Source organism: Reyranella sp., from assembly GCF_965249915.1.
Classification (GTDB): Bacteria; Pseudomonadota; Alphaproteobacteria; order Reyranellales; family Reyranellaceae; genus Reyranella.
In genome coordinates this window covers 2722006-2739582 of sequence record NZ_OZ252257.1, presented here as the reverse complement: position 1 = coordinate 2739582, position 17577 = coordinate 2722006, and the positions used below count along the sequence as shown (strand labels likewise).

At 65.3% G+C, this 17577-nt stretch carries 16 protein-coding genes; 9 read left to right on the top strand and 7 right to left on the bottom strand.

The features are described from left to right. Positions 1–164: 164 nt before the first annotated feature. The 3 genes from ACP15H_RS13490 to boxC form a co-directional block, all read right to left on the bottom strand. Complete coding sequence (locus ACP15H_RS13490; RefSeq protein WP_425066696.1) at positions 165–911, bottom strand: hypothetical protein; 747 nt, start codon at positions 909–911, stop codon at positions 165–167. Between the two features lie 278 nt (positions 912–1189). Further along, a complete protein-coding gene (gene boxB, locus ACP15H_RS13485) occupies positions 1190–2608 on the bottom strand; it encodes a benzoyl-CoA 2,3-epoxidase subunit BoxB (protein ID WP_425066695.1) in 1419 nt (472 codons plus the stop codon). Positions 2609–2767: 159 nt separating this feature from the next. Further along, positions 2768–4426, bottom strand: coding sequence for a 2,3-epoxybenzoyl-CoA dihydrolase (gene boxC, locus ACP15H_RS13480; RefSeq protein WP_425066694.1), 1659 nt, complete (start codon positions 4424–4426; stop codon positions 2768–2770). Positions 4427–4502: 76 nt separating this feature from the next. On the opposite strand from boxC, the gene ACP15H_RS13475 reads away from it, so the two are divergent. The 8 genes from ACP15H_RS13475 to ACP15H_RS13440 all read left to right on the top strand — a co-directional run bounded on the left by ACP15H_RS13475 (position 4503) and on the right by ACP15H_RS13440 (position 11600). Further along, positions 4503–4922, top strand: coding sequence for an N-acetyltransferase family protein (locus tag ACP15H_RS13475; protein WP_425066693.1), 420 nt, complete (start codon positions 4503–4505; stop codon positions 4920–4922). Positions 4923–4938: 16 nt separating this feature from the next. After that, on the top strand, positions 4939–5346 hold the full coding sequence (locus ACP15H_RS13470) for an Rrf2 family transcriptional regulator (protein WP_425066692.1): 408 nt from the start codon (positions 4939–4941) through the stop codon (positions 5344–5346). Between the two features lie 85 nt (positions 5347–5431). Further along, positions 5432–6550: a tetratricopeptide repeat protein gene (locus ACP15H_RS13465; protein ID WP_425066691.1), complete on the top strand. Its 1119-nt coding sequence runs from the start codon at positions 5432–5434 to the stop codon at positions 6548–6550. 595 nt (positions 6551–7145) lie between these two features. Continuing rightward, positions 7146–7799: a PspA/IM30 family protein gene (locus ACP15H_RS13460; RefSeq protein WP_425069899.1), complete on the top strand. Its 654-nt coding sequence runs from the start codon at positions 7146–7148 to the stop codon at positions 7797–7799. A 13-nt stretch (positions 7800–7812) separates the two neighbouring features. Further along, a complete protein-coding gene (locus tag ACP15H_RS13455) occupies positions 7813–8499 on the top strand; it encodes an OB-fold-containig protein (RefSeq protein ID WP_425066690.1) in 687 nt (228 codons plus the stop codon). 86 nt (positions 8500–8585) lie between these two features. Beyond that, complete coding sequence (locus ACP15H_RS13450; RefSeq protein ID WP_425066689.1) at positions 8586–10307, top strand: flotillin family protein; 1722 nt, start codon at positions 8586–8588, stop codon at positions 10305–10307. 174 nt (positions 10308–10481) lie between these two features. Further along, positions 10482–11024 carry a hypothetical protein gene (locus ACP15H_RS13445; protein ID WP_425066688.1) on the top strand — a complete coding sequence of 181 codons (543 nt, stop codon included), beginning with the start codon at positions 10482–10484 and terminating at the stop codon, positions 11022–11024. 87 nt (positions 11025–11111) lie between these two features. Continuing rightward, entirely contained in the window at positions 11112–11600 is a 489-nt protein-coding gene (locus ACP15H_RS13440; protein WP_425066687.1) for a hypothetical protein, read from the top strand. A gap of 6 nt (positions 11601–11606) precedes the next feature. Here ACP15H_RS13440 and acdA read toward each other — a convergent pair whose 3' ends face one another. The 4 genes from acdA to ACP15H_RS13420 all read right to left on the bottom strand — a co-directional run bounded on the left by acdA (position 11607) and on the right by ACP15H_RS13420 (position 16983). Further along, positions 11607–12806, bottom strand: coding sequence for a 3-sulfinopropanoyl-CoA desulfinase (gene acdA / locus ACP15H_RS13435; protein ID WP_425066686.1), 1200 nt, complete (start codon positions 12804–12806; stop codon positions 11607–11609). Between the two features lie 12 nt (positions 12807–12818). Beyond that, positions 12819–14330 (bottom strand): adenylate/guanylate cyclase domain-containing protein, encoded by a 1512-nt coding sequence (locus ACP15H_RS13430; RefSeq protein WP_425066685.1) that lies wholly within the window; start codon positions 14328–14330, stop codon positions 12819–12821. Next, entirely contained in the window at positions 14327–15829 is a 1503-nt protein-coding gene (locus ACP15H_RS13425; protein WP_425066684.1) for an adenylate/guanylate cyclase domain-containing protein, read from the bottom strand. Before ACP15H_RS13425 ends, ACP15H_RS13430 begins: the two co-directional genes overlap by 4 nt. Positions 15830–15891: 62 nt before the next feature. Continuing rightward, on the bottom strand, positions 15892–16983 hold the full coding sequence (locus ACP15H_RS13420; RefSeq protein WP_425066683.1) for a transglutaminase-like domain-containing protein: 1092 nt from the start codon (positions 16981–16983) through the stop codon (positions 15892–15894). Positions 16984–17187: 204 nt separating this feature from the next. Between ACP15H_RS13420 and ACP15H_RS13415 the strand changes: the two genes are divergently transcribed. Continuing rightward, positions 17188–17577 (top strand): cupin domain-containing protein, encoded by a 390-nt coding sequence (locus ACP15H_RS13415; RefSeq protein WP_425066682.1) that lies wholly within the window; start codon positions 17188–17190, stop codon positions 17575–17577.

Here is a 17577-nt window from a genome sequence, read left to right as displayed (position 1 = left end):
GTGCCGGTTGCGGCACCTGTGCCGGCTCCCCGCGAACTGGACTGCGTCGACCCGGATGGTTCGAAGATGCGCGTCGTGGCCGCCGCGTGTCCGCCAGCTTCGACACCGGCGCCGTAAGGGGCGCCCCCGGGAGGGCGCCCAGGGCGCGCCTCTCGCGGGACGCCTTACTTCAGCGCGTTGCGCAGCGGTTCCTCGGAAAGCTGCATGAGCCCGCCGAACGGCAAACCGAGTTCCAGGATCAGGTAGAAGGCCGCGGACGCAGAGAGGATGCAAATCGCGATCACGATGAACAGGGTCGGATTGGGCGGGGCGGAGATGCTGAAGATACCGAAGATGAACATCAGCCATACGATCAGCACGATCAGGAACGTGTTCGAGATGGAATCGGTTGGCTGGGCGAACAGCGCAAGCTGTGTCTGCGCGAGATCGGAACTGACCTGGAGGGCGCGAGCCTGAAGCGCGCGCTGGCGGGGGGAGTTGGGCTGCAGGTCCTGCAGCATGAACAGGACTTCCTCCTCGGGGGATTTGGCTTCGTCGAGCTTGACGCCGCGCGCGATGGCCTGCTCGCGCCAGATCGAATCGATCATCGGCTGAATCTCCGCGCGCAGGGCGTTCCGCACCGGTTGCGCTTCCGGCCCGTAGTGCTTCAGCACCCGGTCGAGTTCGGTGATATCGGCCGTGAGGCGGCTGACCAGGGCGCTCGTGCGTTCGAACGAGGTACGGGTCGAGGCAAAGAGCAGGGCGAGTACCAGGGCCGACATCGTCGCCACCAGCGCGATCGAGAGCTTGATCACGTCCTTGGAATCGCCGCTCACATGATGCTCGGGCAGACGGGTCCGCAGGAGGACACCGCCGATCGCACTGGCCATGATGCAGACGAAGGCGACTGAGGCGAACTGAATGGGGCTCAAGACTGGACCTCGCGACATTGCGCTCTGAACATCAGGTCGCGCAAACTGCCCCACGCCGCCTCTTAAGCGCAATGCGAAGTATTGCGTTTCATATGAAATGAGGCGCGCTCCAGGGGAGGGGATCGCCACCGTCTGATCACAACCTGAATGGAGTCCGTTCAGGCACAGTCGGCTCGACCGCCCACCCCGGGGCGGCCTCAGGGCCTCTGTCACACCCAGGGGTTCCACCGACCCGCCTGCGACCCCAAGCGCAGGCGGGTTTTCTCTTTCGGCGCCTTCTAATTGAAGCGCACGTATTCGAAGTCGGCCGGCTGGTTGTTGATGCCGCGGGCCGGCGGGGCGATCCAGTGGGCGAACTTGCCAGGCTCGGTGACGGCCGCACCCATCAGCGAGGTCACGTAGGCGCGGTCCTCGTCGGTCGGCAGCCACCTGTCCTTATTGGCATTCCAATCGGCCTCGGACAGGACCTTGCCGTCAGGAGAAACGCGCAGGCCGGCAAAGGCGCCGATCTGCCGGTCGAAGGCGCGATGCGGCAGGGTCATCTCGAAGTTGATGCCGGCGCGCTCGATGGTCTTGTTCCAGCGCAGCACGCCCTTGGCGCAGTCGTCGATATAGTCCTGGCGCAGCCGCTCGTTCAGCGCCTGCAGGGCAGGGACCGCCTTCTTCACGATGCGGCCGTCCTCGACCGTCTCGATCTCGTAGGTCGCGTTGGTGAGCAGGTGGTCGTCGTCGATGCGGGTCTCGAGGAAGCGGCCCTTCACGCCCTGCGTGTAGTAGTTGGCCGCGTTGGTCGAGGCCTCCTGGCCGAACAGGTCGAGCGACACCGAGAAGTGGAAGTTGAGATACTTCTGGATGGTCGGGAGATCGATGGCGCCCAGGCTGCGCACGTCGTCGGTTCTGTGCTCCTTCATCAGCTCGCAGGTGCGCTGGAGGATGCGGCCGACGCCGGTCTCGCCCACGAACATGTGGTGGGCTTCCTCGGTCAGCATGAAGCGGCAGGAGCGGGCCAGCGGATCGAAGCCGGACTCCGCCAGCGACGCGAGCTGATACTTGCCGTCGCGGTCGGTGAAGTAGGTGAACATGAAGAAGGAGAGCCAGTCCGGCGTGGCCTCGTTGAAGGCGCCCAGGATGCGCGGCTTGTCGGGATCGCCCGAGTGGCGCTCCAGCATCGCCTCGGCTTCCTCGCGGCCGTCGCGGCCGAAATAGGCGTGCAGCAGATAGACCATCGCCCACAGATGACGGCCTTCCTCGACGTTGATCTGGAACAGGTTGCGCAGGTCGTAGAGCGAGGGCGCGGTCTTGCCGAGCAGGCGCTGCTGCTCGACCGAGGCCGGCTCGGTGTCGCCCTGCGTCACGATCAGCCGGCGCAGGGTCGAGCGCATTTCGCCGGGCACGTCCTGCCAGGCGGGCTTGCCCTTGTTGTCGCCGAAGGCGATCTGGCGCTCGGGATCGCGGTCGGCCAGGAAGATGCCCCAGCGGTATTCCGGCATCTTCACGTAGCCGAAATTCGCCCAGCCGTTGGAGTCGGTGGAGATGGCGGTGCGCAGATAGACGTCGAAGGCCGAGGTGCCGTCGGGGCCCATGTCCTTCCACCAGTCGAGGAAGCGCGGCTGCCAGTTCTCCAGCGCGCGCTGCAGCCGGCGGTCCGAGGAGAGATCGACGTTGTTGGGAATGAGCTGGCTGTAGTCGATGGCCATGTCTGCCTCCTTCGGTTCTGCTTGCCGGAGATCACCTCACCCTGAGGAGGCGCGGAGCGCCGTCTCGAAGGGAGGGAACGAGCACCTTGTCTGTTGCCCATCCTTCGAGACGCGCTCCGGTGGAGCGCTCCTCAGGATGAGGTCGTTTGGTTTCACCGTTTAGGCCCGCTTGCGGTCGTACTTGCTCTGCTTGCCGGTGCCGTAAAGCTTCAGCGCGCCTTCCGGGCCGGTCGCGTTGGGCCGCTGGAAGATCCAGTTCTGCCAGGCCGACAGGCGCGCGAAGATCTTGGTCTCCATCGTCTCGGGACCGGGGAAGCGCAGGTTCGCCTCCATGCCGATCAACCCGTCGGGCGAGAAGCCGGCGCGTTCCTCGACGGCGAGGCGCACCTCGTCTTCCCAGTCGATGTCGTCGGGGATGAAGGTGACGAGGCCGGCCTCGTCGGCGGCCGCAGCGTCCAGCGGTTCGCGAGCCTGGTCCTTCAGCGTGTCGACGTGGCCGGGATCGTTGAGGAAGCGCGTCGAGAGCCGCGTCAGCCCGTTGCCCATCGGGTAGGCGCCGAAGTTCATGTCGGTCAGCCGCACCGTGGCGGCCGGCAGGTTCGAGCCCTCGAACACGCCGTCCAGCATGTAGGAGCGGTCGGCCGCCAGCGCGATCTCGAGGAGGGTGCCGGTGAAGCAGGAGCCGGGCTCGATCAGCGCGATCAGGCTGCGCGAACTCACGTCGAGCCGCTTCAGGGTGCGCTTCCAGTAGAGCACGATCTCGCGCACCAGCCAGTCGTCGGCATTCTTCGCGAGTACGGCATCGTAGGCCTCGACCAGCGCGGCATCGCCCTGGCTGGTGAGCACCCAGGTGCCGATCTCGGTCTCGTTGAGGCGCAGATGCATCATCGCATCGTCGAAATCCCGGGCCAGAGCCAGCGGCCAGAAAGCGGCGCCGGCCGCGTGCAGGTCATCGGGCGGCGCGGAGGAGGGGCCGTTGAGGCGGAACTTCGCCGAGCGGCCTTCGCGGTCGATCTCGACGGTGAGGTTGGCGTAGCGCAGCGTGTCGCCGTCGATCTGCCGCTCGACCGTCGGCAGCGCGATGCCCTTGGCATCCTTCGGGCGCGACGACTTGGCGGCGACCTCCTCGGCGATCTGCTGCGTCTGCTCCACGAGTTTCGAGGGCGGGATCAGCTGGTCGACCAGCCGCCACTCGCGCGCCCGCTTGCCGCGCAGGCCCTCGGCCGTGGTGCAGAAGAAGTCGGCATGGTCGCGGCGCACCATGCGCTTGTCGACCAGGCGCGTGAGCCCGCCGGTGCCCGGCAGCACCGCCAGCAGCGGCAGCTCGGGCAGCGACACCGCGCTCGAGCCGTCATCGGCCAGCAGGATCTGCTCGCAGGCAAGTGCCAGCTCGTAGCCGCCGCCGGCGGCGATGCCGTTGATCGAGCAGATGTAGGTCTGGCCGGACTGGGTGCTGGCGTCCTCGATGGCGAGCCGCGTCTCGTTGGTGAACTTGCAGAAGTTGACCTTGTGATCGTGCGTCGACAGGCCAAGCATGTTGATGTTGGCGCCGGAGCAGAAGATGCGGTCGCGCTGTGAGCGGATGACGACGGCGCCGATCTCGGGATGCTCGAAGCGCAGCCGCTGCACGGCGTCGGCCAGCTCGATGTCGACGCCGAGGTCGTAGGAGTTGAGCTTCAGCTTGTAGCCGGGCTTCAGCCCGCCATCCTCGTTCACGTCCATCGTGAGGTAGGCGACACCGCTCTCGAACGCGAGCTTCCAGTGCTTGTAGCGCGAGGGGTCGGTGCGGAAGTCGATGGGCGCGGCGGCGGGGTCCATTGGCATCCTTATTCTGTAATTCGGTACTGAATTACCTATTTACTTTCCCGGCCGCAAGGTCATTCTCTCCCCAGACATGCCCGCCATCCGTCCCGCCCAAGCCTCTGATCTGAAAGCGATTTCCGCGCTCGATGCGCGGCTGACCGGTTCGGACAAGCCACAATACTGGCAGGACATGCTGGGCCCTGATCGCCATTTCCTCGTTGCGGAGACTGCAAAGGGCGGTCTGGCGGGCTTCATCGCCGGCGAGATTCGCGCCTGGGAGTTCGGCCAGCCGGCCGCCGGCTGGGTCTTCGCCATCCAGGTCGATCCGAAGACGCGCCTCAAGGGCGTGGGCAGCGCGCTGTTCGAGGCGCTGGCCGCGCGCTTCAAGCAACAGGGCGTGACACGCGTGCGCACCCTGGTCGACCGCAAGGACCACCTGATCCTCTCCTTCTTCCGCGCCCAGGGCATGATCGCGGGCCCGTCGCTGCAGCTCGACAAGGAACTCCCATGAGGAGCGGGGCGTGAAGTTGCAGACGGCCACGCGGCTCGGCCTCTATGCGATCCTCGAACTGGCGCGCGATCCGGCGCGGACCCTGTCGTCGGCCGACCTCGCCCAGCGATTCGGCGTCTCGACGCATTCGCTGGCCAAGGTCCTGGGCACTCTCTCCGCCGCCGGTTTCGTGCAAGGCGGGCGCGGCGCGTCGGGCGGCTATCGCTTCACCGGCAACCGCCGACGTATCACGTTGATGGATATCGTCTCCCTGTTCGAGCCGGCGCCGGGCAGTCGCGCCGCCGAGCCCGGCGAGGGCACCGAAATCGGCGCCGCCTTGCAGCGCATACTCACGGAGATCGATGAAATCGCCGAAGCGACGTTGCGCTCGATTAGCTTGGAGACGCTTCTAGCGCACGGAGGCTTACACCTGCGGGCAAGATAACGAAGCCTACGAGAGAGGCTGTGTATTTTTGGTTGCAACCCGTCCATACTTTCAATCCGCGGGGGGGCTCTGCATGATTCGGTTGATGTTGCTGCTGTCGTTGTCGGTGTCGGTGGCTTCCGGTGTATCGCTGGCGCGCGCTCAAAACTATGAGCAGCTTTGGAATGTGTGCCAGGGCGATATGCGGAACGAGGAGACCCTCAGAAGCTGCAGCGCGGTTATTTCGTCAGGGCGCGTCACGGGCAAGGGGCTGGCGGGCGCTTTCGTCAATAGGGGGGTCGTTTACGACCACTTGGGCCAATACGACACCGCGATCCAGGACTTTGACCAAGCGATCAAGCTCGAGCCCAACCTTTCCCTCGCCTTCATGAACCGAGGCGTTGCCCATCTTCATAAGCGCGCTTTCGACCAGGCGATCCGGGATTTCGACGAGGCTCTCAAGACCGATCGACATTTCCTGGCTTTTTTCAATCGTGGCCTCGCTTATGCTTACAAAGGCCAGTACCAGCGTGCGATCAGGGATTTCAATCAGGCGCTTGTCCTCAATCCAGACAGCGTGGAGGCGCTCACCTATCGAGGGATGGCTCTTCATCACAACGGTCAAAATGAACTTGCCATGAAGGACTACGATCAGGTCATCGAGCTTGTCCCGACAAATGCTCAGGCTCTTGCCAGTCGGGGAAGTTTGTATGTCGCAGCCGGCAAGTACGATCGTGCGATTGAGGATTTCGATCGATCCATCAAGATCGCTCCAAACAACCCGCAGGCATTCAGTGATCGTGGCAGCGCCTACCTGAGCAAAGGCCAATATGACCAAGCGATCCAAGACTACGATCAGAGCATCAAGCTGGCCCCGAACGCGGCAATCGGCTTCAACAACCGTGGCATCGCCTACAGCCGCGCGGGGCAATTCGATCGGGCTATGGAGGATTTCGACCGAGCGCTGAAGCTCGATCCGACATCCGCGCGCGCCCTTACCAATCGCGGCATCGCATACCTGAGGATGAACCAACTGGACGCCGCGATTGCGACTTTCGACTCGGCCTATCGGATGAATCGAAGAAATAGCCCGGCGCTGTTTGGCAGGGGCATCGCCAAGCGCAAGAAAGGAGATATCGCCGGGGGTGACGCCGATATGGCCGCAGCAGCAGCAATGTCACCAGATGTTGCAGAGTTCATGGCGAGTGAGGGCGTAACGCCTTAGGGGCTTGCGGGGCGATATTTGCAGGCACCTTGACAAGCACCTATGCGGTGCTTTTATATGAAAGCACCAATCGAGTGCTTTTATGTCTTCCACTTCGACCTCCAGATTTTGCCGCTTGAGCCTTCATGCTGATACGGAGGCTTCAAAGGCTTTCGACCGGATCCTTGCGGCCCATACCGGCTTGCTCGATTGGCTGGATGCTTCGGTACCTTCGGGACATGCCGCCGATCTGGTCGCCCTGCATCGCTCCTTCTACGAGGCTGCGCGGACTGTGAGCGGATTGCCGGCGCGGTCGGTGACGCTCGCCTTCAAGGACTGGGTCCGCCGGCGTCGCGGAGAGACGATCGAAGGCCTGCCGCTCGACGAGAAGCTGTATTCCATCAAAGGAATCGAATCGGTTTCGATTGCGACCTTGAGTGGCAGAATGACCATACCGTTCCACGTCGAGGATTATGGGCAGGGATGGACCGATCCCGCGCCCGCCCGGCTGATGAAGCGCGCGAATGACTTCGAACTGATCGTGTCGATTGGACTTGATACGCCCGATGCAACCGTGAAAAGTCAGGAGGAGACAATGTTGGCCACGGAAAGCGCAGTGAAGAGAATCGGCCGCGTCATCGCCGGTATGACCAATCTGGCGGTCGATGTCGCGGAGGGGATCAATCCCGACGCGGTCCTGGCCCAGGCCATCCGGGAAATCGATGCCGCCGCCGACGAGGTGCGCGTGGAGCTGGGCAGGGCGACGGCCGAACGTCATCGCCTCGACATCCGGCGCCAACAGTTGCTGCGGGAGAAGGATGAGCTGGCCGCCAAGGTGCGCCTCGCGATCGACGAGGATCGCGATGACCTCGCCGAGGTCGGCATTGCGCGCCAGGTCGATATCGAAGCGCAGGTAGGTGTGCTGGACCGCCTGATGGCCGATGTGGACGAGAAGATCGCCCAGCTTGGCCAGACCGTTGACGCCATCGCCGCGAGCCGGCGCGAGGCCGAACAAACCCGGAAGGATTACCAGGCTTCTCGTGCCGCTGCTGCCAGCGAAGGGCCTGCAGCGACCGGATCGCCGAGGGACAAAGTGAGTGGCGCGATGAACAAGGTCGCGCGCGCGCAGGCCGCCACAGCACGCGTCACCGGCGTTCCGGCCGCGAAGCCGAACAACGACGCCAAGGCTCTCGACGAACTCGCCGAACTGCAACGGCAGCGGGAAGTGAGATCGCGCCTGGAACGGCTGAAGTCCGGCCGGGATAGCTGAACAGAGGCACATCATGTGGTCGTTACTGGTCGCGCCGGCCTTTCAGCCCTTCACTATTGCCGCTCTGGTCATGTTGGGGTTGCTGGCCGTCGAGATCGTCTCCGCCCTGTTCGGGGTGGCGGCGTCCTCGCTGCTGGACACCAGCTTGGGAATTGACACCGGCCACTACGATGCCCACACCGGCTCGATCCATGGCGTGGATGGCCCGATCGGCACCACTTTCGATTGGCTCAATGCGGGCCGCGTGCCGCTTCTCGTGCTGATCATTGCGGCTATCGCCTGCTTCTCAGTGACCGGCATGGTGGTCCAGATCGTCGCCTTGAACCTGCTGGCGCCGCTGCCGGCTCTCATTGCCAGCGCCGTCGCCCTCGTCGCGGCGGTTCCGGGTACGAGATGGGTGAGCCGCGTGGTGTCGCGGCTGATCCCACGCGACGAGACCTATGTGCTGGGCAGCCATGACCTGATCGGGCGTGTCGGCACTGTCACGCTCGGGCCGGTCACGGAAGGTTGTCCGGCGCGTGCCAAGATCCAGGACAGGTTCGGGAACTGGCACTTCCCGCGCATCAGGCCGGGGGCGCCAAACCTCTCGATTCCGCAGGGCGCGAGTATCCTGATCGTCGACAGGGTCGGAGACGAATATGCCGTGATCGTCGCCGAGGGCCGCCTGGCGGCCGGCCGTGACGCTTCGAGTGCCTTTTGACCGGGACTGACTGATCCACAGACGCGATCTTTCTTACTGCCCGACGCACTGCCTGGAGGCGGGCGCCGGATACTGGGGGCTCTTCCATGGACATGATCTTGCAGCTTGCAATACCCGCCCTGCTCATCGTGGTGGCAATCGTCGCCATCGGCATGGTGATCGGTCGGCTCTATCATCGTGCCGAGAAGGACCGCTCCTACGTGCGGACCGGCTTCGGTGGCCAGAAAGTCGTGCTCGACGGCGGTTCGATCGTCCTGCCGATCTTCCAGAGCATTGCCTGGGTGAACCTGCAGACGCTTCGCCTCGACGTGCGCCGCGATTCGCAGGACGCCATGATCACGAAGGACCGCATGCGCGTCGACATCGGGGTGGAGTTCTACGTGCGCGTAAAGCCGGATGCCTCTTCGATCGCGCTGGCGGCGCAGACGCTTGGCGATCGCACCAACGACGTCATTCAGCTGCGCGAACTCGTCGAGGCGAAGTTCGTCGACGCGTTGCGGTCGGTAGCGGCCACCATGTTGCTCGCGGACCTGCAGGAAAAGCGGTCCGACTTCGTCAAGGCCGTGCAGGCCGCGGTCGCGACCGATCTAGAGCTCAACGGCCTCGAGCTGGAAAGCGCGTCGCTCACCAAACTCGACCAGACGGACACCAAATTCTTCAACCCGAACAACGCCTTCGACGCAGAGGGTCTAACGGCGCTCACCAAGATCGTCGAAGCCAAGCGTCAGGAGCGGAACCAGACTGTCCGCAACGCCGAGGTTGCGATCGCCCAGCAGGACCTCGACGCAACCCAGAAGACTCTGGAGATCATGCGTCTCAAGAAGGACGCGGAACTGTCGCAGCAGCGTGATATCGCCAACAAGACGGCCGAAACGCGCGCTGCCGCCGCACTCAAGGAGGCGGAGGCCAGCCGCGCCGAGGCCGAAGCCAAGATCATGGCGCAACAATCGATTGCCGAGCGGCAAGCCGCCGCCAAACAGGTCCAGGAATCCGCGGCGATCGCGGCCGACCTGGCGATCCAGCAGAAGAAGATCGAGGCAGAGCGGGCGTCGGAGACGCTACGCATCGTCAAGCAGCGGGACATTGAGCTGGCCGATCAGGCTCGGGCGATCGCCGTCGCCAACCAGAGCCGCTCGGAGTCCGAGGCGCGCGCCGAGGCGGAAGCGGCGCGGGCGCTCGCGACTTCGGCCGCCGAATCGGTGCAGACCGCAAAGGATGTCGCGATTGCCGAGCGCGAAAAGCAGACCGCGGTGATTGCCGCGCGCATGACCGCAGAACAGGATGCAACGCGGATCACGGTCGCGGCGGAAACCGAACGTGCAGCCGCGGAAAACCGGGCCAGCGCGATCAGGACGATCGCCCAGGCCGAGGCGGACGCAGCCAAGATCAAGGCAGAGGGCCAGGCCACGACCTATCAGGTGGATGCCGACGGCCAGCGCAAATTGAACGAGGCGCGCAATGCCATGTCCGACAAGGTCATCGACCTGGAAGTTGCCCGGGAGCGGCTGCGCATCATCCCGATGGCGCTCGCGGAAGTCGTGAAGCCCCTGCACAATATCGGGGACGTCAAGATCGTCGACCTCGGCGGCGGTATGCCGGGAGGGTCCGGCGGCAGTGGGGGCAAAGGCGGTCGCATGGACTCCCTGGTCGAAAGCCTGTTGGCCTATCGCGCCAATTCGCCGGTGATCGACCAGTTGCTGAAAGAGGCCGGTTTCACGGTGCCGGGCAATCCGGTCGAGACGTTGCTGGGTGGCGCTTCGGCAAGCGGGCACGAACAGTCGACGGCGATGGCCGACACGCCGACCTGACCGCGCGCCGTTAAGCCCATGGTGAGGAGCGATGCGAGGGCAGGAGGCGTTCGTCTCCTCTGTCTCGCCGCCCTGATGTTTCCCGGACTCGTGCTCGCGCAGAATGCTGGCACGGAGGCGGAGGCCTGTGTGCCGAGTGGCACGCGTGATCCTGCATACGAGAGCGAGAGCCGGATGACCGGGTGGCCGCAGGAGGCGCAGCGGCTGCGGGCCGACGTGCCGAACGTCTCGCGGCACCAAGACCGGCTGCGGCTCGCGATCGATGGCGGCACGGCGATCGAGCTGCAGGACTGTCCCTATGGCGACGCCGGGTACCAGTATCTCTACGAGCGCTACGACGATCCCGGCCGCTTCTATGTCGTGCGCACGCCGGGGCTCGACGATTTTGCCTGGACGCTGGTGATGAAGCGCACCGGCCGCCTGTTCACGGTCCACGGCGCGCCGGTCTGGGCTTCCGACAAGACGCGGTTCCTGACGGTGGCCTGCTCGCTGCAGCCGGCCCGAGGGACGCTCTCGGTCTTTACGCCGTCGGGCGATGGGCTTGCGACCGAGGCGGAGATCGAGTTGCCGTGCGACGCCGAGAGCTGTTCGGCGCGCTGGGATCTCCAGTCCTGGATCTCGATCGCCTGCACGCCGCGCGACGAGCCTTCGAAGAAGGGCAGGGAGTTCGTCCTGATGCGCGGGGTGGACGGGGCTTGGAACAAGTACGGCCGCTAGAGCTGATCTGCAGGACGGGCCGGAGCCTAACTCGCGGTTGTAGCGACCGATGAATTGTTGTCTCTTTCGATCTGTAGGGAGAGATGAATGAAGATCATTGCCGTATTGTTGACCGCATTGCTTCCGTTCCTGGGAGCCTGCACCCAGAGTGGCGATACGCCGGCGCCACAGACCACGGCCGCGTCCGCAGCGGCGGCAGCCCTGCCGCCGCCCCAGTCGTCGGGCAGCATTCAGGTCTATGATTTCATGGCGCCGGGCAATCGGCGCACGGTTTCGCCGAACTGGGCCGCGATCAACGCCCAGCCGCTTGGATCGAAGGGCAATCCCGTGCGGACTCTGATGCCGCAAGGACAGCAGGCCTATCTGAACCGGCTGATCTGTCCCGACGGCAAGACCCCGTCGTTCCGCCGGATCGGCAATTTCGGCGTGGGTGTCTACACCACCATCATCGATGGCTATGAAGTCCGGTGCGGCTCGTCGAACTACACCCTCTATCTCGATATGTACCACCCGAACTATATCGAGCAGAGGCCGGTGCCGGGCTTCACGATCCGTCCGGCCGGCGCGACGTCGTAGGCGAGCCTATTCGGCTGCCTTGTCCCACCCATCCCGCGTCTGCGGCAGCTTCTTCCTGAGCAGCGCGCCGGCCACGACGTTGCGCAGCACTTCTGCGGTGCCGCCGCCGATGGTGAACATGCGGACGTCGCGGGCCATGCGCTCGAGCGGCAGTTCGCGGCTGTAGCCGCGGGCGCCGAAGAACTGCAGGGCGTCGTTGACGATCTGGATGGCGCTTTCGGAGGTGAAGACTTTGGCCTGCGCGGCCATCAGCATGTCGGGGAAGCCGCCTTCACCCGAGCGCGCGGCGTTGTAGACGAGGGCGCGGGACGCCGAGAGCTTGATCGACATGTCCGCGAGCTTCCATTGCAGGCCCTGGAACTCGTTGATCGGCCGGCCGAACTGGTGGCGTGTCTCCGACCAGTCGAGCGCCAGCCGGTAGGCGCCCTCGGCGATACCGAGCGCCACGGTGGCGGCGCCGACCCGCTGGCTGTTGTAGGCGGTCATCAGGTCGGCGAAGCCCTTCTTCAGGCCACGCGGCGGGATCACCAGCGCCGACGGCGGCACGTCCATGTCCTCGAGATCGATCACCGCCTCGGGGATGCCGCGCAGGCCCATGGTCGGCTCGCGCTTGGTGATCTTGAGGCCCTTGGTCTCGTCGCGGATGGCGAGGAAGCCGCCGATGCCCTCGAACGTGCCCTTCTCGTCGTAGACCTTGGCGAAGATCAGGTGCAGGCGCGAGACACCGCCGCCGGTGATCCAGTGCTTGCGGCCGTTCAGGACGTAGCGGTTGCCCTTCTTGTCGGCGCGCGTGGTCATGCCGTTGGCGTCGGAGCCGGCATCGGGCTCGGTGATGCAGATGGCGGGCTTGTCGCCGGCCAGCACCATGTCGGCGGCCATTTTCTTCTGCTCTTCCGAGCCATAGGCCATGACCGCGCTGATCGCACCCATGTTGGTCTCGACGGCGATGCGGCCGGTGACGGCACAGGCCGAGGACAGGGCCTCGATGGCGAGCACGGCGTCGAGCCAGCCCTTGCCCTGGCCGCCATACTGCGTGGGAATCGTCATGCCGATCAGCCCGGCGTCCTTCAGCAGCTCGACATTGTCCCATGGGTACTGCTCGGTGCGGTCGACCTCGGCGGCGCGGTCGGTGACGGGGCCGGCCGCCAGTTCGCGGGCGCGGGCCTGCAGCTCGAGCTGATCCGGTGACAGGGCAGACGGGTTCATGGACGGCGGACCTCAGACAGTATCGACGGTGAAGATGGCGACCGACCCGCTCCGGCCGCGAACGGCCGTGCTACCAAGCGGCTTGAACACGAACTCCGTTCCGCAGCCCGCGCGCGTCGTCTCCGCGAGGAGAATGCTCGTGCCGTGGTCCTTGTTCAACTTCTCCAGCCGGGCGGCAAGGTTCACCGTGTCGCCTAGCAGTGTGAAGCTCAGCCGCTGTCCGGCGCCGATCGAGCCCCCGATGACCGCGCCGGTACTGATGCCGATGCGGGTGACGAAAGGGACCTTCGCTTCGCCGAAACAGCGGCTGGCGACGGCGCGCTGGATGTCGATGGCCGCGCGGATGGCGGCCGAAGCGTGGCCCGGGCAGGCGAGCGGCATGTTGAAGGAGGCGAACAGACCATCGCCGATGAAGGTGTTCACCACGCCGCCATGGGCGCGAATGGGAGCCAGGACCGTCTCGAGATACTCGTTGAGGGCCCCGAAGAGTTGGTCAGGCGGTATTTTCTCGGCGATCGTCGTGAAGCCCGACACGTCCGTGAACAGGATCGTCGCCTCGCGGGTCTCGCCGGCCAGCACCCCATTGCCGCCGCGCTGCAGGATGGTCGAGGCCACGCTCTCGTCGACATAGCGGCCGAAGGTTTCGCGGATCTGCTCGCGTTCGCGCAGCCCCTCGACCATGGCGTTGAACTGGCCTGTGAGTTCCCCCACCTCGTCGTTCGAGGTTACGGGGATCCGCACCGACATGTCTCCGCCGGCGACCTTCGACATCGCGATCGAAAGGATGCGGATGGGGCGCAGCAGCGACCGTCCGATGAAGTAGATCGAGACGGCGACGCCCATCAGCGCGATGGCGACGTCGGTCGCGATCTCGAACTGCAGTTTCACGCCGTCATAACTCACCAGGTCGACGACGACGGCTGTCATCGGCGCGAGCGAGATCACGAGCAGGGCGATGCCGAGCTTCAGGCGGTAGCGGCCGAAGAACAGGGACAGGTTCCGGCCGGTGCGCTTGAAGATGAATCCGCAGAGGTGGCCCAGATAGTCGCTTATGACGAAGTAGACATAGGTGAAGTAGAAAAGCGGCAGCATGACCAGGAGTGCCGCGGTATCGGCCAGCGTCTGGCTGGGCAGGGCACGCATGGTCTCATCGGGCCAGAGATTGGGGGCCGTCACCCTGAATCCCAACATTGCCAATGCGAGCAGCGCTACACGCGCGGCCGTCAGGACTGGAAGTTGCGTGATCCGACGTTCGACCTCCTCGAACGGGCGCCGCCCCGCCAGGTACTCCTCGATCGGAACGAACAAGCGACGGTTGACCAGGGCATTGACGCCCAGCAGCAGGAACAACCCGACGGCGATCGACCGTGGCGCGTAGGCCCAGGCATCCGAGAAGGCAACGAAAATGCCGGTGAAGGCAACGTCGACGCCGGCCGCCGAGACGGCGCGCAGCAGGTAGCGGCGGCGCAGGCTGCCGATCTCGGTCGCCGTGGCGATCGGCTGCTCGTTTCCCGCGACCGTCACAGGGGCTCTCCCACGCGATAGACGACGACGCCGTCGTGATGACCGCGCACGTCGGTCGTGCCCAGTCGTTCGCAGAACGTCTCCGCGGCCGCCGCCGCCACGGTGCTCTCGGCGGCGAGGATGCGCGTGCCGAACTTCTTGTTGAGCTGCTCGATCCGCGCGGCCACGTTCACCGCATCGCCCAGCAGTGTGTAGCTCAGCCGGTTGTCGGTGCCGATGGTCACGCCGATGACGGGGCCGGTGTTGAGGCCGATGCGGGTCGGAAGGGTGAAACCACGGGCGAACCGGGCCAGGGAGAGAGCATGCTGGATCTCGATCGCGGCCGCGATGGCGGCCTTCGCATGATCCTGCAGCGGCCGGGGCAAGCCGAAGCTCACGAACAGCCCGTCTCCGATGAAGCTGTTGACGATGCCGCCGTGGCGCTGGATGACCGGGACGACGGTGCCGAGATAGGCATTCAACAGGGCGGCAACCTCGGCAGGCGCCGCACTTTCGGACAGGCCGGTAAAGCCTTCGATGTCCGTGAACATCAGGGTCGCGTCGGCCGTGGTGTCGATGCTGCGCCCGGTATTGCCACGGTTGGAGAGGATCGAGGCGGCGACGGTCTCGCTCACATACTTGCCGAACGTGTCGCGAAGATAGGCCTTCTCCGCGAGGCCTTCGACCATCTGGTTGAAGCGGCTGGCGGCGTGGCCCAGCTCGTCATCGGAAGTGACGGGGAGGCGTACGGTGTAGTCGTTGTCGGCGACGCGGCGGAGGCCGCCGTCGAGCCGCGTGATCGGCCGGGTCAGCGCGTTCGAGATCCAGTAGTACATGAAGGCCGTGCCGATCGCCGAGGTCATGATGTCGGCCGAGGCCTCTCGGACCAGCCGGTGGCCGCTGTAGCTCAGCATGTCGGCGACGATCAGGACCATGGTCGCGAACGACACGAACAGGAGGGCGAGGGCCACCTTGCGCCGGAAGCGGCCGCCGAAGGTCGCGATGTTCACACGCCTCGTGCGGAACAGCTCTTCGCAGAGATGATCGAGATAGGCCGCGACGACGAAGAAGGTGAGGACGACGTTGAAGCCGGTTCCGACCGTGAGGTTGGCGATGACGTCCGGCCAGGCGACCTGCTGCAGCGTGGCGCCGAAGGTGATCTCGAGCCGATGGGACAGCAGGCGAAGCGCCACCATCGGCGCATACATCACCCCGATGACCGTCGCGGAGTGGCGCGGCAGCCGCGCCAGCGAGAGCTCGATGTCGCCGAAGGCTGCGCGCCCCTCGATGAAGTGCCGGATCGGCCGGATCAGGAGCCAGGCGCCGAGGCCGACGCCGACGGCGAGGAACAGGGTCGTGATCGCGAGCGACGGAAATACGACCTGCGGCGCGTCGTTCAGGGCCGAATAGATCAGCACCGAGACGACGTCGATCAGGAACGGCACAGACATCGCAAGGTAATAGCGATGCACGAGTCTGGCGGGCGACAGAGGCGGCGCCGCGTCGTTGAGTGCGTTCATCTGCCGGATATAAAGCGGATCGGAGCGGAGCGGAATGCCCCGCCCGTCGCATCGACAGCGGGCTAGGCCGTCAGCTCGCGCGCCGTGATCCGGTACTTGAACCTGTCCGGGTCGAGCGAATCGAGGAAGCCGGAGCGATTCTCGGCCTGCGGATACATCAGGAAGGCGATCGGGTCTTCCTTGGAGCCCGGCAGTTTCACATCGTGCGCCACGTTGTAGGCGAGCCAGTTGCCTTCCCAGGCGCCGAACAGCGCGCCGCGGGCCGCAACGACCTTGGGATCGGTCATGGCCAGGTTGGCCGGCGGCTCTTCCAGCACGACCTTGCGTACGTCGGCGGGATCGACGGGCGTCCAGCCCGAGCCGCCGAGCCAGACCTCGGCACGGCAATGCTGCGCCTTGGAGACGACCTCCGATCCGGCGCCCAGCGCCTTGAAGCCGAATTCCGACGGCATCACGCGAATACCATAGACGTCGCGTGCCGGCAGTCCCACCGAGCGGGCCAGGCCGACATAGAGCGCGTTCAGGTCGGCACACTTGCCGTTCAGATTGCCGGTCCGGATCATCGTGGTGATGTCGCCGACGCCGCACCCCAGCGTCTTGGGATTGCGGAAGGTGTTATCGACGACCCAGTCGTAGATCGCGCGCGCCCTGGCGACGTCGCCCTGCTTGCCGCGCACGATTGCGTCGGCGGTTTCCTTCACGATGCCGTCGGTCGGCAGGAACGTGGTCGGCATCAGGTTGAGCTTGCGCTCGGCTTCGCTGAGCGGTGCGGCATTGCCCCGGCCCGGCACGATCGATCGGTTCTGCGCCTGAACCTGGGCCACGACCTCGATGACCGGCGCCTGCTGGTCGGCCGCCCATTCGACCCGCAGCATTTCCGCGCCGTATTTGGGATCGCGCACGCGTTCGGCCACGCGGGCATTGCCGGTCCAGGTGACGGCGCCCGGACGCTGCCAGTCGGCCGCTTCGAACGTTGGCAGCGGAACCCACGCCTGGGTCGCGCCGGCCGTCGGTTCGACGCGTGTCGTCAGCACGTAGGTGCGCCAGCCCTTCGGCACGGGCGCATAGGTGGCGGCCTGCGCCGATGCGAGGCGTGGCAGGATACCGAGGGCACCGGCAGCAAGGCCGGCCTTGAGCATGTCACGACGATTCATCTTGGTGTTTCTCCCATGGCAAAGTCTGCCGGGGAGGGCGGTCGTCCCGTCGTCGGGAGGAGCCGGCGCCATCCCGGACCGATTCGCGTCGCACGCGACAGCGTCAGGACCGGAAGCTTGAAATTGCAGCCGGCCGCGGCGGCCGTCAACATTGCCTGCCGATAACGCCCTGCCTAAGCTGACCCTTTGCGCAGGGAGGGTGGATTGGTCGCCGTTCTGGATCTCAATGCCGAACTCGGCAGGCTCACCCAATTCGCGCGCACCCCCGCAAGTCCCGAAGCTGACCGGCGCAAGGGGCTGGGCCAGGTCGCGCCCTATCGCGACGGGGCGATCTTCACCAGCAAGTTCAGCGGAAGCGGTGGCTGGGAACGCCATCCGAATGGCGACGAGATCGTCCATGTCATCGAAGGCGAGACGCTCCTGCATCTGCTGCCCGACGAGGGAGCCCAGGCGCTGGACCTGCGCGCCGGGATGATGGTGATCGTGCCGAAGGGCATGTGGCATCGCTTCGAAGCGGCATCGGGCGTCACGCTCATGACCGTGACGCCGTTGCCGACGGAGCACCTGCCTGTCGGCGTCGAGGCACCCCGCTGA

Coding starts and splice junctions, on each gene's coding strand:
- ACP15H_RS13420 (WP_425066683.1), bottom strand. CDS start 16,983: ATGAATCGTCGTGACATGCTCAAGGCCGGCCTTGCTGCCGGTGCCCTC.
- ACP15H_RS13425 (WP_425066684.1), bottom strand. CDS start 15,829: ATGAACGCACTCAACGACGCGGCGCCGCCTCTGTCGCCCGCCAGACTC.
- boxB (WP_425066695.1), bottom strand. CDS start 2,608: ATGGCCATCGACTACAGCCAGCTCATTCCCAACAACGTCGATCTCTCC.
- ACP15H_RS13465 (WP_425066691.1), top strand. CDS start 5,432: ATGTTGCTGCTGTCGTTGTCGGTGTCGGTGGCTTCCGGTGTATCGCTG.
- ACP15H_RS13440 (WP_425066687.1), top strand. CDS start 11,112: ATGAAGATCATTGCCGTATTGTTGACCGCATTGCTTCCGTTCCTGGGA.
- ACP15H_RS13450 (WP_425066689.1), top strand. CDS start 8,586: ATGGACATGATCTTGCAGCTTGCAATACCCGCCCTGCTCATCGTGGTG.
- ACP15H_RS13445 (WP_425066688.1), top strand. CDS start 10,482: ATGACCGGGTGGCCGCAGGAGGCGCAGCGGCTGCGGGCCGACGTGCCG.
- boxC (WP_425066694.1), bottom strand. CDS start 4,426: ATGGACCCCGCCGCCGCGCCCATCGACTTCCGCACCGACCCCTCGCGC.
- ACP15H_RS13455 (WP_425066690.1), top strand. CDS start 7,813: ATGTGGTCGTTACTGGTCGCGCCGGCCTTTCAGCCCTTCACTATTGCC.
- acdA (WP_425066686.1), bottom strand. CDS start 12,806: ATGAACCCGTCTGCCCTGTCACCGGATCAGCTCGAGCTGCAGGCCCGC.
- ACP15H_RS13475 (WP_425066693.1), top strand. CDS start 4,503: ATGCCCGCCATCCGTCCCGCCCAAGCCTCTGATCTGAAAGCGATTTCC.